This window comes from Pseudomonas rossensis, assembly GCF_039888995.1.
Classification (GTDB): Bacteria; Pseudomonadota; Gammaproteobacteria; order Pseudomonadales; family Pseudomonadaceae; genus Aquipseudomonas; species Aquipseudomonas rossensis.
On record NZ_JBBWCB010000014.1, the window covers coordinates 21,143 to 34,592 of the forward strand.

Annotated in this window: 27 protein-coding genes; all 27 read left to right on the top strand. The window is 54.2% G+C overall.

Annotated elements, in window-relative coordinates:
- Nucleotides 1–6: 6 nt before the first annotated feature.
- The 27 genes from rplC (at nucleotide 7) to rplQ (ending at nucleotide 13,318) form a co-directional block, all read left to right on the top strand.
- The gene (gene rplC, locus WLY71_RS06345) at nucleotides 7–642 is read left to right on the top strand and encodes a 50S ribosomal protein L3 (RefSeq protein WP_003186059.1); all 636 of its coding nucleotides are present in this window, start codon (nucleotides 7–9) and stop codon (nucleotides 640–642) included.
- A 12-nt stretch (nucleotides 643–654) separates the two neighbouring features.
- The gene (gene rplD / locus WLY71_RS06350) at nucleotides 655–1,257 is read left to right on the top strand and encodes a 50S ribosomal protein L4 (protein WP_007896707.1); all 603 of its coding nucleotides are present in this window, start codon (nucleotides 655–657) and stop codon (nucleotides 1,255–1,257) included.
- Entirely contained in the window at nucleotides 1,254–1,553 is a 300-nt protein-coding gene (rplW, locus tag WLY71_RS06355; RefSeq protein ID WP_002555488.1) for a 50S ribosomal protein L23, read from the top strand. The genes rplD and rplW overlap by 4 nt, the downstream gene beginning before the upstream one ends.
- Nucleotides 1,554–1,567: 14 nt before the next feature.
- Nucleotides 1,568–2,392 (top strand): 50S ribosomal protein L2, encoded by an 825-nt coding sequence (gene rplB, locus WLY71_RS06360; protein WP_003176423.1) that lies wholly within the window; start codon nucleotides 1,568–1,570, stop codon nucleotides 2,390–2,392.
- A gap of 16 nt (nucleotides 2,393–2,408) precedes the next feature.
- A complete protein-coding gene (gene rpsS, locus WLY71_RS06365; RefSeq protein ID WP_002555486.1) occupies nucleotides 2,409–2,684 on the top strand; it encodes a 30S ribosomal protein S19 in 276 nt (91 codons plus the stop codon).
- Between the two features lie 13 nt (nucleotides 2,685–2,697).
- Nucleotides 2,698–3,030 carry a 50S ribosomal protein L22 gene (gene rplV / locus WLY71_RS06370; RefSeq protein WP_003210077.1) on the top strand — a complete coding sequence of 111 codons (333 nt, stop codon included), beginning with the start codon at nucleotides 2,698–2,700 and terminating at the stop codon, nucleotides 3,028–3,030.
- A gap of 13 nt (nucleotides 3,031–3,043) precedes the next feature.
- Nucleotides 3,044–3,730 (top strand): 30S ribosomal protein S3, encoded by a 687-nt coding sequence (gene rpsC / locus WLY71_RS06375; RefSeq protein WP_003176422.1) that lies wholly within the window; start codon nucleotides 3,044–3,046, stop codon nucleotides 3,728–3,730.
- A 12-nt stretch (nucleotides 3,731–3,742) separates the two neighbouring features.
- A complete protein-coding gene (gene rplP / locus WLY71_RS06380; RefSeq protein ID WP_045057467.1) occupies nucleotides 3,743–4,156 on the top strand; it encodes a 50S ribosomal protein L16 in 414 nt (137 codons plus the stop codon).
- Nucleotides 4,156–4,347, top strand: coding sequence for a 50S ribosomal protein L29 (rpmC, locus tag WLY71_RS06385; RefSeq protein WP_002555481.1), 192 nt, complete (start codon nucleotides 4,156–4,158; stop codon nucleotides 4,345–4,347). Before rplP ends, rpmC begins: the two co-directional genes overlap by 1 nt.
- Nucleotides 4,348–4,349: 2 nt before the next feature.
- Complete coding sequence (gene rpsQ / locus WLY71_RS06390) at nucleotides 4,350–4,616, top strand: 30S ribosomal protein S17 (protein WP_003176419.1); 267 nt, start codon at nucleotides 4,350–4,352, stop codon at nucleotides 4,614–4,616.
- A gap of 23 nt (nucleotides 4,617–4,639) precedes the next feature.
- The gene (rplN, locus tag WLY71_RS06395; protein WP_002555479.1) at nucleotides 4,640–5,008 is read left to right on the top strand and encodes a 50S ribosomal protein L14; all 369 of its coding nucleotides are present in this window, start codon (nucleotides 4,640–4,642) and stop codon (nucleotides 5,006–5,008) included.
- 11 nt (nucleotides 5,009–5,019) lie between these two features.
- The gene (gene rplX / locus WLY71_RS06400; RefSeq protein WP_033059465.1) at nucleotides 5,020–5,334 is read left to right on the top strand and encodes a 50S ribosomal protein L24; all 315 of its coding nucleotides are present in this window, start codon (nucleotides 5,020–5,022) and stop codon (nucleotides 5,332–5,334) included.
- Nucleotides 5,335–5,354: 20 nt separating this feature from the next.
- Nucleotides 5,355–5,894, top strand: coding sequence for a 50S ribosomal protein L5 (gene rplE / locus WLY71_RS06405; protein ID WP_003176415.1), 540 nt, complete (start codon nucleotides 5,355–5,357; stop codon nucleotides 5,892–5,894).
- 13 nt (nucleotides 5,895–5,907) lie between these two features.
- Nucleotides 5,908–6,213 carry a 30S ribosomal protein S14 gene (gene rpsN, locus WLY71_RS06410; RefSeq protein WP_003176414.1) on the top strand — a complete coding sequence of 102 codons (306 nt, stop codon included), beginning with the start codon at nucleotides 5,908–5,910 and terminating at the stop codon, nucleotides 6,211–6,213.
- 209 nt (nucleotides 6,214–6,422) lie between these two features.
- The gene (gene rpsH / locus WLY71_RS06415) at nucleotides 6,423–6,815 is read left to right on the top strand and encodes a 30S ribosomal protein S8 (RefSeq protein WP_003186040.1); all 393 of its coding nucleotides are present in this window, start codon (nucleotides 6,423–6,425) and stop codon (nucleotides 6,813–6,815) included.
- Nucleotides 6,816–6,827: 12 nt separating this feature from the next.
- Nucleotides 6,828–7,361, top strand: a complete 534-nt coding sequence (rplF, locus tag WLY71_RS06420; protein ID WP_003176412.1) for a 50S ribosomal protein L6 — start codon at nucleotides 6,828–6,830, stop codon at nucleotides 7,359–7,361.
- Nucleotides 7,362–7,371: 10 nt separating this feature from the next.
- Nucleotides 7,372–7,722 carry a 50S ribosomal protein L18 gene (rplR, locus tag WLY71_RS06425; protein ID WP_003186037.1) on the top strand — a complete coding sequence of 117 codons (351 nt, stop codon included), beginning with the start codon at nucleotides 7,372–7,374 and terminating at the stop codon, nucleotides 7,720–7,722.
- Nucleotides 7,723–7,725: 3 nt separating this feature from the next.
- Complete coding sequence (gene rpsE, locus WLY71_RS06430) at nucleotides 7,726–8,226, top strand: 30S ribosomal protein S5 (RefSeq protein ID WP_003186035.1); 501 nt, start codon at nucleotides 7,726–7,728, stop codon at nucleotides 8,224–8,226.
- Between the two features lie 2 nt (nucleotides 8,227–8,228).
- A complete protein-coding gene (gene rpmD, locus WLY71_RS06435; protein WP_003186033.1) occupies nucleotides 8,229–8,405 on the top strand; it encodes a 50S ribosomal protein L30 in 177 nt (58 codons plus the stop codon).
- Between the two features lie 3 nt (nucleotides 8,406–8,408).
- Nucleotides 8,409–8,846 (top strand): 50S ribosomal protein L15, encoded by a 438-nt coding sequence (gene rplO / locus WLY71_RS06440; RefSeq protein WP_007896782.1) that lies wholly within the window; start codon nucleotides 8,409–8,411, stop codon nucleotides 8,844–8,846.
- Complete coding sequence (gene secY, locus WLY71_RS06445; protein ID WP_008073883.1) at nucleotides 8,847–10,175, top strand: preprotein translocase subunit SecY; 1,329 nt, start codon at nucleotides 8,847–8,849, stop codon at nucleotides 10,173–10,175. It abuts the gene before it with no gap.
- Nucleotides 10,176–10,202: 27 nt separating this feature from the next.
- On the top strand, nucleotides 10,203–10,319 hold the full coding sequence (rpmJ, locus tag WLY71_RS06450; protein ID WP_002555468.1) for a 50S ribosomal protein L36: 117 nt from the start codon (nucleotides 10,203–10,205) through the stop codon (nucleotides 10,317–10,319).
- 130 nt (nucleotides 10,320–10,449) lie between these two features.
- The gene (rpsM, locus tag WLY71_RS06455) at nucleotides 10,450–10,806 is read left to right on the top strand and encodes a 30S ribosomal protein S13 (RefSeq protein ID WP_003186020.1); all 357 of its coding nucleotides are present in this window, start codon (nucleotides 10,450–10,452) and stop codon (nucleotides 10,804–10,806) included.
- 30 nt (nucleotides 10,807–10,836) lie between these two features.
- Nucleotides 10,837–11,226 carry a 30S ribosomal protein S11 gene (gene rpsK, locus WLY71_RS06460; RefSeq protein WP_002555466.1) on the top strand — a complete coding sequence of 130 codons (390 nt, stop codon included), beginning with the start codon at nucleotides 10,837–10,839 and terminating at the stop codon, nucleotides 11,224–11,226.
- Nucleotides 11,227–11,244: 18 nt separating this feature from the next.
- Nucleotides 11,245–11,865, top strand: coding sequence for a 30S ribosomal protein S4 (gene rpsD / locus WLY71_RS06465; RefSeq protein ID WP_003210056.1), 621 nt, complete (start codon nucleotides 11,245–11,247; stop codon nucleotides 11,863–11,865).
- A gap of 22 nt (nucleotides 11,866–11,887) precedes the next feature.
- Complete coding sequence (locus WLY71_RS06470) at nucleotides 11,888–12,889, top strand: DNA-directed RNA polymerase subunit alpha (RefSeq protein WP_003186012.1); 1,002 nt, start codon at nucleotides 11,888–11,890, stop codon at nucleotides 12,887–12,889.
- Between the two features lie 42 nt (nucleotides 12,890–12,931).
- A complete protein-coding gene (rplQ, locus tag WLY71_RS06475; RefSeq protein ID WP_008145500.1) occupies nucleotides 12,932–13,318 on the top strand; it encodes a 50S ribosomal protein L17 in 387 nt (128 codons plus the stop codon).
- Nucleotides 13,319–13,450 lie beyond the last annotated feature (132 nt).

Genomic DNA, 13,450 nt, shown 5'->3' on the forward strand with positions numbered 1-13,450 from the left:
TACAACATGACTATTGGTGTAGTCGGTCGTAAATGCGGTATGACCCGTATTTTCACCGAAGAAGGTGTCTCCATTCCGGTCACGGTCATTGAGATCGAACCGAATCGCGTCACCCAGTTCAAAACTGAAGAGACCGATGGCTATCGTGCAGTGCAAGTCACTGTAGGCGAGCGTCGTGCTTCGCGTGTTACAGCTGCTCAAGCTGGCCACTTCGCTAAAGCGAACGTTGCCGCTGGTCGTACCGTAATGGAATTCCGTCTTGAAGAAGGCGAGTACCAGGCCGGCGATCTGATCAACGCTGAAATCTTCGCCGCTGGTCAACTGGTTGATGTAACCGGTCAGTCCAAGGGTAAAGGCTTCCAGGGTACGATCAAGCGTTGGAACTTCCGCGGGCAAGATAATACCCACGGTAACTCCGTGTCCCACCGCGTTCCAGGCTCTATCGGCCAGTGCCAGACTCCTGGTCGTGTATTCAAGGGCAAAAAAATGTCCGGTCATATGGGCGCTGAGCGCGTGACCGTGCAGTCCCTCGAAGTAGTGCGCGTGGACGCTGAACGCAATCTGTTGTTGGTCAAGGGCGCTGTTCCTGGCGCTACTGGCGGCAACTTGGTTGTACGTCCAGCAGCCAAGGCTCGCGGTTAAGGGGAAGCTGACATGCAATTAAATGTAAATGACGCTCAAGCGATCGAAGTTTCCGAACTGACATTTGGCGGCGAATTCAACGAGACGCTGGTTCACCAAGCAGTCGTGGCCTACATGGCCGGCGGCCGTCAAGGTAGCAAGCAGCAAAAGACCCGTTCCGACGTTCGTGGTGGCGGTAAGCGCCCATGGCGTCAGAAAGGTACTGGCCGTGCTCGTGCCGGTACTATCCGTAGCCCAATCTGGCGTGGCGGCGGTACCACTTTCGCAGCTCGTCCTCAGGATCACACCCAGAAGCTGAACAAGAAGATGTATCGCGCAGCAATGCGTTCCATCCTTGCTGAGCTGGTGCGTACTGATCGTCTGGTTGTGGTTCAGGACTTCGCTGTTGATGCACCGAAGACCAAAGATCTGCTGAACAAACTGACCGGCATGGGCCTGACTGACGTCTTGATCGTGTCTGAAGTGGTTGATCAGAACCTGTACCTGGCTGCTCGCAACCTGCCACACGTTGATGTACGTGACGTGCAAGGTTCCGATCCGGTTAGTCTGATCGCATACGACAAGGTGTTGATCACCGTGTCGGCCGTGAAGAAATTCGAGGAGCTGCTGGGATGAACCAGGAACGCGTATTTAAAGTTCTGCTTGGCCCGCACGTTTCCGAGAAGGCTACGGTTCTGGCTGACAAGAAAGGCCAGTTCGTTTTCAAGGTTGCAACTGACGCAACCAAGCTGGAAATCAAGAAGGCCGTCGAAAGCCTGTTCAGCGTGAAAGTAGAGCGTGTTACTACCCTGAATGTTCTGGGTAAGAGCAAGCGCACTGCTCGCGGTCTGGGCAAGCGTAATGACTGGAAGAAGGCAGTTATCTCCCTTCAGCCAGGCCAAGATCTCGATTTCAGCAGCAGTGCTGAGTAAGGAAGGGGTGCATCATGGCAATCGTTAAATGCAAACCGACTTCCCCTGGCCGCCGTTTTGTGGTCAAGGTGGTCAACCAGGAGCTCCATAAAGGCGCTCCTCACGCACCGCTGCTCGAGAAAAAATCGAAGACTGGTGGTCGTAACAACAATGGTCGCATTACCACTCGTCACATCGGTGGTGGCCATAAGCAGCATTATCGTCTGGTCGATTTCCGTCGCAACGACAAAGATGGCATCTCTGCCACTGTCGAGCGTATTGAATACGATCCAAACCGTACTGCTCACATCGCTCTGCTGCTGTACGCAGATGGCGAGCGTCGCTACATCATCGCCCCTAAAGGCGTGAGTGCTGGCGACCAGCTGATCGCAGGTGCTCTGGCACCGATCAAGCCGGGCAACGCTCTGCAACTGCGTAACATTCCAGTTGGTAGCACCGTACACGGCATCGAATTGAAGCCAGGTAAAGGCGCGCAAATCGCTCGTTCCGCTGGTGCTTCGGCTCAGCTGATCGCTCGTGAAGGTGTCTACGTGACCCTGCGTCTGCGTTCTGGTGAGATGCGTAAAGTGCTGGCTGAATGCCGCGCGACCCTGGGTGAAGTCTCGAACTCCGAGCACAGCCTGCGTTCGCTGGGTAAAGCTGGTGCCAAACGCTGGCGTGGCGTTCGCCCAACCGTTCGTGGTGTTGCCATGAACCCGGTTGACCACCCACATGGTGGTGGTGAAGGTCGTACCTCTGGTGGTCGTCATCCGGTATCGCCATGGGGCTTCCCGACTAAGGGCGCGAAGACTCGTGGTAATAAGCGTACCGACAAAATGATCGTCCGTCGTCGCAAGTAAATAGAGGGATACGACAGTGCCACGTTCTCTGAAAAAAGGTCCTTTTATTGATCTTCACCTACTGAAGAAGATCGAAGTGGCGGCGGAAAAGAACGATCGCAAACCAGTTAAAACCTGGTCGCGCCGTTCCATGATCCTGCCACAAATGGTCGGTTTGACCATTGCAGTGCATAACGGTCGTCAACATGTTCCAGTTCTCGTGAACGAAGACATGGTCGGCCACAAACTAGGCGAGTTTGCCGGTACCCGCACATATCGTGGGCACGTGGCAGACAAGAAAGCCAAGCGTTAAGGGGTAAGGAACGATGGAAGTAGCCGCTAAGTTGTCGGGCGCTCGAATCTCCGCCCAGAAAGCCCGCTTGGTCGCCGACCAGATCCGCGGGAAGAAGGTGGGCGAAGCGCTCAACCTGTTGGCTTTCAGCAGTAAGAAAGCCGCCGAGATCATCAAGAAAGTGCTGGAGTCGGCCGTAGCCAACGCCGAGCATAACGAAGGCGCAGACGTTGATGACCTTAAAGTCAGCACCGTTTTCGTCAACGAAGGGCGTTCGCTGAAGCGAATCATGCCACGTGCCAAAGGCCGTGCTGATCGCATCGTCAAGCGGTCTTGCCATATCACTGTCAAGGTTGCTGACAAGTAACGGAGTCGAAGAGATGGGTCAGAAAGTACATCCCATTGGCATTCGCCTGGGAATCGTCAAGGAGCACACCTCCGTCTGGTACGCAGACGGTCGGACTTATGCGGACTATTTGTTCGCTGATCTGAAGGTGCGCGAGTATCTCCAAGACAAACTAAAAAGCGCGTCCGTAAGCCGTATCGATATCCATCGTCCGGCTCAGACTGCACGTATCACCATCCACACCGCTCGTCCAGGTATTGTTATCGGGAAGAAAGGTGAAGATGTTGAGAAACTGCGTCAGGACCTGACCAAGCAAATGGGTGTGCCTGTGCACATCAATATCGAAGAAATCCGCAAGCCGGAACTCGACGGTATGTTGGTTGCGCAGAGCGTAGCTCAGCAGCTGGAGCGTCGCGTAATGTTCCGTCGCGCTATGAAGCGCGCTGTACAGAACGCCATGCGCATTGGTGCCAAAGGCATCAAAATCCAAGTGAGCGGTCGTCTCGGCGGTGCTGAAATCGCACGTACTGAATGGTATCGCGAAGGTCGTGTGCCACTGCACACCCTGCGTGCCGACATCGACTATGCCAACTACGAAGCTCACACCACTTATGGTGTGATCGGTGTAAAGGTTTGGATCTTCAAAGGCGAAGTAATTGGTGGTCGCCAAGAAGAACTGAAACCACAAGCACCAGCGCCTCGTAAAAAAGCTGCTAAGTAAGGGGTACGCCAAATGTTGCAACCAAAGCGTACGAAGTTCCGCAAGCAGATGACTGGCCACAACCGTGGCTTGGCTCAGCGCGGTAGCAAAGTCAGCTTCGGCGAATATGCGCTGAAGTCTGTAGCTCGTGGTCGTCTCACCGCTCGTCAGATCGAGTCAGCGCGTCGTGCACTGACCCGTCACGTTAAACGTGGCGGCAAGATCTGGATCCGTGTATTCCCGGACAAGCCTATTTCCAAAAAGCCACTCGAAGTTCGGATGGGTAAAGGTAAGGGTAGTGTGGAGTACTGGGTTGCCCAGATTCAGCCAGGCAAAGTCCTGTATGAAATCGAGGGTGTAACTGAAGAGCTGGCGCGTGAGGCTTTTGCCCTGGCTGCTGCAAAGCTGCCGCTCGCCACCGCCTTTGTTAAACGGACGGTGATGTGATGAAAGCGAATGAACTTCGTGAAAAATCCGCACAGCAGCTGAACGAGCAACTGCTCGGCCTGCTGCGCGACCAGTTCAATCTGCGTATGCAGAAAGCAACTGGCCAGTTGGGGCAGTCTCATCTGCTCTCGCAAGTTAAACGTGACATCGCTCGCGTGAAGACTGTGCTTAACCAGCAGGCAGGTAAGTAATCATGGCTGAAGCCGAAAAAACTGTCCGTACGCTGACTGGCCGTGTTGTCAGCGACAAGATGGACAAAACCATCACCGTTCTGATCGAGCGTCGCGTTAAGCACCCGATCTACGGTAAATACGTTAAGCGTTCGACTAAGCTGCACGCGCACGACGAAACCAATCAGTGCCACATCGGCGACAAAGTCACTATTCGTGAAACTCGTCCTTTGGCCAAGACCAAGTCTTGGGCGCTGGTTGATGTTCTCGAACGCGCTGTGGAAGTCTAAGGACTAGGGGTCGGAGAAATTATATGATTCAGACTCAATCCATGCTCGATGTGGCCGATAACAGCGGCGCTCGCCGTGTTATGTGCATCAAGGTGCTGGGTGGCTCCCATCGTCGTTACGCTGGTATCGGTGACATCATCAAAGTTACCGTGAAGGAAGCAATTCCTCGCGGTAAAGTGAAAAAAGGCCAAGTGATGACTGCTGTTGTAGTCCGCACTCGCCACGGCGTTCGCCGTGCTGATGGCTCCATTATCCGCTTTGATGGCAACGCTGCTGTTCTTCTGAACAACAAGCAAGAGCCGATCGGCACCCGTATCTTTGGGCCAGTGACCCGTGAACTTCGTACTGAGAAGTTCATGAAGATCGTCTCGCTCGCCCCAGAAGTGCTGTAAGGAGATCCGACATGCAAAAGATTCGTCGTGACGACGAGATCATCGTGATCGCCGGCAAAGACAAAGGTAAGCGCGGTAAGGTGCTTAAGGTTCTCGCTGATGACCGTCTGGTCGTTGGTGGTCTGAACCTGGTTAAGCGTCATACCAAGCCAAACCCTGCGTCGGGCGTACAAGGCGGTATCGTCGAAAAAGAAGCGCCACTGCACGCTTCCAACGTTGCCATTTTCAACGGCGAAACCAACAAGGCTGATCGCGTTGGTTTCAAAGTAGAAGACGGCAAGAAAATTCGTGTCTTCAAGTCGACCCAAAAAGCGGTTGATGCTTGAACACTGCTAGGTAGAAGACCATGGCACGACTAAAAGAGATTTACTGGAAGGAAATCGCACCGAAACTTAAGGAAGAACTTAAGCTTTCGAACGTGATGGAAGTTCCACGCGTTACCAAAATCACCCTGAACATGGGTCTGGGCGAAGCGGTCGGCGACAAAAAAGTCATCGAACACGCTGTTGCTGACCTGGAAAAGATCACCGGCCAGAAAGTCGTTGTGACCTACGCTCGGAAATCCATCGCTGGCTTTAAAGTCCGTGAAGGTTGGCCGATCGGCGTCAAAGTGACCCTGCGCCGTGAGCGTATGTACGAATTCCTGGATCGTCTGCTGTCGATCTCCCTGCCTCGGGTCCGCGACTTCCGCGGCCTGAATGCCAAGTCCTTCGATGGTCGTGGTAACTACAGCATGGGCGTTAAAGAGCAGATCATCTTCCCGGAAATCGACTACGACAAGATCGATGCTCTCCGCGGTCTGGACATTACCCTGACCACCACTGCCAAGAACGATGATGAAGGTCGCGCGCTGCTGCGTGCTTTCAAATTCCCGTTCCGCAACTGATTGGAGTAGGAAAATGGCCAAGATGAGCATGAAAAACCGCGAGCTGAAGCGTCAGCTCACGGTTGCCAAGTACGCCAAAAAGCGTGCAGCACTGAAAGCTATCATCGTTGATCTGAACGCAAGTCCAGAAGCGCGTTGGGAAGCTACAGTAGCTCTGCAGAAGCAGCCACGTGACGCAAGCGCTTCGCGCATGCGTAACCGCTGCCGCCTGACCGGTCGTCCACACGGCGTTTACCGCAAGTTCGGCCTCGGCCGTAACAAACTGCGTGAAGCTGCTATGCGTGGTGACGTACCTGGTCTGGTTAAAGCCAGCTGGTAAGCACGATCAAAGTCTCGGTGGTCCGAATCGCAAGATCCTGACCGCCGGTGACCTTGAACTTGAATCAAGCCCCTATTGGGGCTTGATTCATTTGTGGGGTGTGTCTAGAATACCCGGCTCGCCTGAGCCCGTGCTTTTTTCGCACGGATGCACTCGGCGACAAGTAGTAGCCGCAAGGCTAATTTTTTTGTATTAGGAGCGTCTAGCCCATGAGTATGCAGGACCCGTTAGCGGACATGCTAACTCGAATCCGTAATGCCCAGATGGCTGAAAAGTCCGTCGTAAGCATGCCATCTTCTACGTTGAAGGTAGCTGTTGCCAAAGTCCTGAAGGACGAAGGTTACATTGCGGGTTATCAGATCAGCAGCGAAATCAAACCACTGCTGTCCATCGAGCTGAAGTACTTCGAAGGCCGTCCGGTCATCGAAGAAGTGAAGCGCGTTAGCCGTCCAGGCCTGCGTCAGTACAAGTCCGTCGATGATCTGCCAAAAGTTCGTGGCGGTCTCGGTGTGTCTATCGTCTCCACCAACAAAGGTGTGATGACGGATCGTGCTGCGCGCGCTGCCGGTGTCGGCGGCGAAGTTCTTTGCACTGTGTTCTAAGGGGGGATAAGCATGTCACGCGTCGCTAAGAACCCCGTTAAGCTGCCAGCCGGTGTCGAAGTAAAATTCGCAGGCCAACAGCTTTCGGTGAAGGGTGCCAAGGGCACTCTCGAACTGAACATCCATTCGTCCGTTGAGATTGTTGAAGAAGCTGGTGAGCTGCGTTTCGCTGCTCGCAATGGCGATCAACAAACTCGCGCAATGGCTGGTACCACTCGTGCGTTGGTAAACAACATGGTCCAAGGCGTAAGCCAAGGCTTCGAGCGCAAGCTCCAGCTGGTCGGTGTTGGTTACAAAGCGCAAGCAAAAGGCACAGTGCTGAACCTGGCTCTTGGCTTCTCGCACCCAGTGGATTATGAACTGCCGGAAGGCATCACCGCTGAGACTCCTAGCCAGACCGATATCCTGATCAAGGGCATCGATAAGCAGCTGGTAGGTCAAGTGGCCGCCGAGATCCGCGACTTCCGTCCACCAGAGCCGTACAAAGGCAAAGGTGTGCGCTACGCGGACGAAGTCGTCCGTCGTAAAGAAGCCAAGAAGAAGTAGGGCATAGCAAATGACCGACAAAAAAGTTACTCGACTGCGTCGCGCTCGCAAAGCACGCCTGAAAATGCACGAACTCGAAGTCGTGCGTCTCTGCGTGTTCCGCTCGTCGCAGCACATCTACGCCCAGGTCATTTCGGCCGACGGCAACAAAGTCCTGGCAAGTGCCTCGACTTTGGATAAAGAACTGCGTGATGGCGCCACTGGCAACATCGACGCGGCCACTAAGGTTGGCCAGCTGGTCGCTACGCGTGCAAAAGCCGCTGGCGTCTCGCAGGTGGCTTTCGACCGCTCTGGCTTCAAGTACCACGGCCGCGTCAAGGCGCTGGCTGATGCTGCTCGTGAAGCTGGGCTGGAGTTCTAAGTTATGTCAAATAACGACCAAAAGCGCGACGAAGGCTACATCGAGAAGCTGGTTCAAGTTAACCGCGTAGCCAAAACCGTTAAAGGCGGCCGTATCTTCACTTTCACCGCGTTGACCGTGGTTGGTGATGGTAAAGGGCGTGTTGGCTTCGGCCGTGGCAAGTCGCGTGAAGTGCCTGCTGCGATCCAGAAGGCAATGGAAGCTGCTCGCCGCAACATGATCCAAGTTGACCTGAACGGCACCACTCTGCAGTACGCAATGAAGTCCGCTCACGGCGCTTCGAAGGTGTACATGCAGCCTGCTTCTGAAGGTACCGGTATCATCGCTGGCGGCGCTATGCGTGCTGTCCTCGAAGTTGCTGGTGTTCAGAACGTTCTGGCCAAGTGCTACGGCTCGACTAACCCGGTAAACGTGGTTCACGCCACTTTCAAGGGTTTGAAAGCTATGCAGTCTCCTGAATCCATTGCCGCCAAGCGTGGCAAAAGCGTCAAGGAGATCTTCTGATCATGGCTACCGTTAAAGTTACGCTGATCAAAAGCATGACCGGCCGCATCCCTAACCACAAACTGTGTGTTAAGGGTTTGGGTCTGCGTCGCATCGGTCACACTGTAGAAGTACTTGATACTCCCGAGAATCGCGGGATGATCAACAAGGCTTACTACATGCTGCGTGTCGAGGGTTAATCGATGAAACTCAATGATCTGAGTCCAGCGCCGGGTTCCCGTCGCGAAAAGCATCGTCCGGGCCGTGGTATCGGTAGTGGTTTGGGTAAGACCGGTGGCCGTGGCCACAAAGGTCAGTCCTCCCGCTCCGGTGGCACTATTGCTCCAGGCTTTGAAGGCGGTCAACAGCCGCTGCATCGTCGCCTGCCGAAGTTCGGTTTCGTTTCCCTGAAGGCCATGGATCGCGCAGAAGTGCGTTTGTCCGAGCTGGCTAAAGTGGAAGGCGACATTGTCACCGTGCAGTCCCTGAAAGATGCCAACGTGATCAACGTCAACGTACAGCGTGTGAAAATCATGCTGTCCGGCGAAGTTACTCGCGCTGTTACCATCGGAAAGGGAATCGGCGCCACCAAAGGTGCGCGTGCGGCTATCGAAGCAGCTGGCGGCAAGTTCGAGGAATAAATGGCTAAGCAAGGTGCTCTCTCTGCGCTCGGCAAAGGCGGTATGTCTGAACTCTGGGCTCGTCTGCGTTTTCTGTTCCTGGCGATTATCGTCTACCGAATAGGCGCACACATCCCGGTTCCAGGTATCAACCCGGACCGACTCGCGGACCTGTTTCGACAGAATGAGGGGACCATTCTTAGCTTGTTCAACATGTTTTCCGGCGGCGCGCTGGAGCGGATGAGCATCTTTGCACTGGGGATCATGCCGTACATTTCGGCATCGATCATCATGCAGCTGATGACCGCCGTGAGCCCGCAGCTGGAGCAGTTGAAGAAGGAAGGTGAAGCTGGTCGTCGTAAGATTGCCCAGTACACCCGCTACGGCACTGTTGTTCTCGCTCTCGTTCAGGCAATTGGCATGTCCATTGGTCTGGCAGGGCAGGGCGTTTCGTTCACTGGTGACTTTGGCTTCCATTTCGTCGCGGTATCCACTTTTGTGGCTGGTGCGATGTTCATGATGTGGCTGGGTGAGCAGATTACTGAGCGCGGTGTTGGCAACGGTATCTCGATGTTGATTTTCGCAGGTATCGTCGCCGGTCTTCCGAGGGCGATTGGGCAGTCTTTCGAGTCTGCGCGTCAGGGTGATATCAATATTTTCGCCTTGGTTGCCATCGGTTTGTTGGCAGTAGCGATTATCGGTTTCGTGGTGTTCATTGAGCGTGGTCAGCGTCGTATTGCTGTTCATTACGCCAAGCGTCAGCAGGGCCGCAAGGTCTTCGCTGCGCAGACTAGCCACTTGCCGTTGAAAGTGAACATGGCTGGTGTTATTCCAGCCATTTTCGCGAGCAGCATTCTGCTGTTCCCGGCTTCGTTGGGGACCTGGTTTGGTCAGTCCGAAGGTATGGGCTGGCTGCAGGACATCTCGCAGTCGATCGCTCCTGGTCAGCCGTTGAATATTCTGCTGTTTAGTGCAGGGATTATTTTCTTCTGCTTCTTCTATACGGCGTTGATGTTCAATCCGAAAGACGTAGCGGAAAACCTGAAGAAGTCCGGTGCCTTTATTCCGGGTATCCGTCCAGGTGAGCAGTCTGCGCGCTATATTGATGGCGTGCTGACTCGTTTGACCTTGTTCGGTGCTCTATATATGACGGCCGTGTGCCTGTTGCCCCAGTTCCTGGTGGTTGCGGCAAACGTACCGTTCTACCTTGGCGGGACCTCGTTGCTGATCGTCGTCGTGGTTGTGATGGACTTCATGTCCCAAGTACAATCGCACCTCGTTTCGCACCAGTACGAATCCCTGATGAAGAAAGCCAACCTGAAGGGTTACGGCAGCGGCATGTTGCGCTGAGTACCCATAAGGTTCGAGGAGTTGGTGATGAAAGTTCGTGCATCGGTGAAAAAGCTGTGCCGTAACTGCAAGATTATTCGCCGCGAAGGTGTTGTTCGAGTAATTTGCAGCGCGGAACCGCGTCACAAACAGCGCCAAGGCTGAGTGTGATTGTGCTTCAAGCCCGGCAGCTAGTGCGCTGCCGGGTTGATTATTTGTTATTACAGCGATATTATCTCGCGCCCTATTTCTTGGCTTCCGGGGCGTAGGTAGCTGTCAATTGGAGTCCCACTGAATGGCCCGTATTGCAGGCGTTAACATTCCAGATAACAAGCATACTGTTATCTCGCTGACCTACATCTATGGTGTTGGTCGCACTACTGCACAGAAGATTTGTGCAGTGACTGGGGTAAACCCAGCCGCAAAGATCAAAGATCTGAGCGACGAGCAGATTGAACAGCTGCGTGGCGAAGTGGCGAAGTTCACCACTGAAGGTGACCTGCGTCGCGAAATCAACATGAAAATCAAGCGTTTGATGGACCTCGGTTGCTATCGCGGTCTGCGTCATCGTCGTGGTCTTCCAGTGCGCGGTCAGCGTACCAAGACTAACGCGCGTACCCGTAAAGGTCCGCGTAAGCCGATCCGCAAGTAATCGCCCCAGCGAATCGACAGGAAATTAATCATGGCTAAACCTGCTGCTCGTCCTCGTAAAAAAGTTAAAAAGACAGTGGTTGATGGCATCGCCCACATCCATGCATCTTTTAACAACACAATCGTGACCATCACCGACCGTCAAGGCAACGCTCTTTCCTGGGCTACCTCCGGTGGTTCGGGTTTCCGCGGTTCCCGCAAGTCCACCCCGTTTGCTGCTCAAGTAGCTGCTGAACGTGCTGGTCAAGCTGCGCTGGAATACGGCCTGAAAAACCTCGACGTCAACGTCAAAGGTCCAGGTCCAGGTCGTGAATCTGCAGTCCGCGCTTTGAACGGCTGTGGCTACAAGATCGCCAGCATCACCGACGTGACGCCAATCCCGCACAACGGGTGCCGTCCGCCGAAGAAGCGCCGCGTGTAATCCAGGAGATTGTAAAGAATGGCTCGTTACATTGGTCCAAAATGCAAACTCGCTCGTCGCGAAGGCACCGATCTCTTCTTGAAGAGCGGCGTGCGCGCGATCGAATCGAAGTGCAACATTGAAGCAGCACCTGGTATCCACGGCCAACGCCGCGGTCGCCAGTCCGATTACGGCACCCAACTGCGTGAAAAGCAGAAGGTCCGTCGTATCTACGGCGTTCTCGAGCGTCAATTCAGCGGCTACTACAAAGAAGCTGCTGGCAAGAAAGGTGCAACTGGCGAAAACCTGTTGCAACTGCTCGAATGCCGTCTGGACAACGTTGTATACCGTATGGGTTTTGGCTCTACTCGTGCCGAATCCCGTCAGCTGGTATCGCACAAATCCGTAAGCGTTAACGGTCAGACCGTAAACGTGCCGTCGTACCAGGTTCGTGCTGGTGACGTGGTCGCGATTCGCGAGAAAGCAAAGAACCAACTTCGCATTGTCCAAGCTCTCGATCTGTGTGCCCAACGTGGCCGCGTAGAATGGGTAGAAGTAGACACTGAGAAGAAGTCGGGCGTTTTCAAGAACGTTCCAGCTCGCAGTGATCTGTCCGCCGACATCAACGAAAGCCTGATTGTCGAGCTCTACTCCAAGTAAGGGCTAGAAAATAGGTGCATCCATGCAGATTTCGGTAAATGAGTTCCTGACACCCCGCCATATTGATGTGCAGGTTGTCAGTCCAACCCGCGCCAAGATCACTCTCGAGCCTCTCGAGCGTGGTTTTGGCCACACCCTGGGCAACGCGCTGCGCCGCATCCTGTTGTCCTCAATGCCCGGCTGCGCAGTAGTCGAGGCCGAGATTGACGGTGTGCTCCATGAGTACAGCGCCATCGAAGGTGTACAGGAAGACGTAATTGAAATCCTGTTGAACCTTAAAGGTCTGGCTATCAAGCTGCACGGCCGTGACGAAGTTACGCTGACCTTGTCGAAGAAGGGTTCGGGGGTGGTTACCGCTGCCGATATTCAGCTGGATCATGATGTCGAGATCGTTAACCCCGATCACGTAATCGCTAACCTGGCGTCTAACGGCGCCCTGAACATGAAGCTCACCGTAGCTCGTGGTCGTGGTTATGAACCGGCAGACTCGCGTCAGAGCGATGAAGACGAAAGCCGCAGCATCGGTCGCTTGCAGCTTGACTCTTCGTTCAGCCCGGTTCGCCGTATCGCATACGTGGTGGAAAACGCCCGTGTTGAACAGCGTACTAACCTGGACAAGCTGGTTATTGATCTGGAAACCAACGGTACTCTGGATCCTGAAGAGGCAATTCGCCGCGCTGCAACCATTCTGCAACAGCAGTTGGCTGCGTTCGTCGACCTCAAAGGTGACAGTGAGCCAGTGGTTGTCGAGCAGGAAGACGAGATCGATCCGATCCTGCTTCGCCCGGTTGACGATCTGGAACTGACTGTACGTTCGGCTAACTGCCTTAAGGCGGAAAACATCTACTACATCGGTGACCTGATTCAGCGTACCGAAGTAGAGCTGTTGAAGACTCCGAACCTTGGCAAGAAATCCTTGACTGAAATCAAGGACGTTCTGGCCTCCCGCGGTCTGTCCCTCGGCATGCGCCTCGACAACTGGCCGCCTGCAAGTCTTAAGAAGGACGACAAGGCGACTGCCTGATCGTCGTAATCACCGAACGTTGTGTTTGGTAAGGAATGAACCATGCGTCATCGTAAAAGTGGTCGTCACCTGAGCCGCACTAGCTCGCACCGCAAGGCCATGTTTCAAAACATGGCAGTGTCGCTGTTCGAGCACGAGCTGATCAAAACTACACTGCCGAAAGCTAAAGAACTGCGTCGCGTTGCTGAGCCGCTGATCACTTTGGCCAAGACAGACAGCCTTGCTAACCGCCGTCTGGCTTTCGACCGTACTCGTTCGAAAGCTATCGTTGGTAAGCTCTTCAACGACCTGGGCAAGCGTTACGCTACCCGTGAGGGTGGCTACCTGCGCATCCTCAAGTGCGGTTTCCGCACTGGCGACAACGCGCCTATGGCGTACGTCGAGTTGGTTGATCGTCCTGCCGGTGGTGAAGCTGTATCCGCTGAGTAAGACGTCAGTCTGAAACGAAGAACCGGGCCTAGTGCCCGGTTTTTTGTGCGCGTTCGAAAAGCCTAGGCGATAAAGCCTCATTAGTATTTATCTATCGATTCTCACAATTTAATGAATTTGATGGTGTCATGT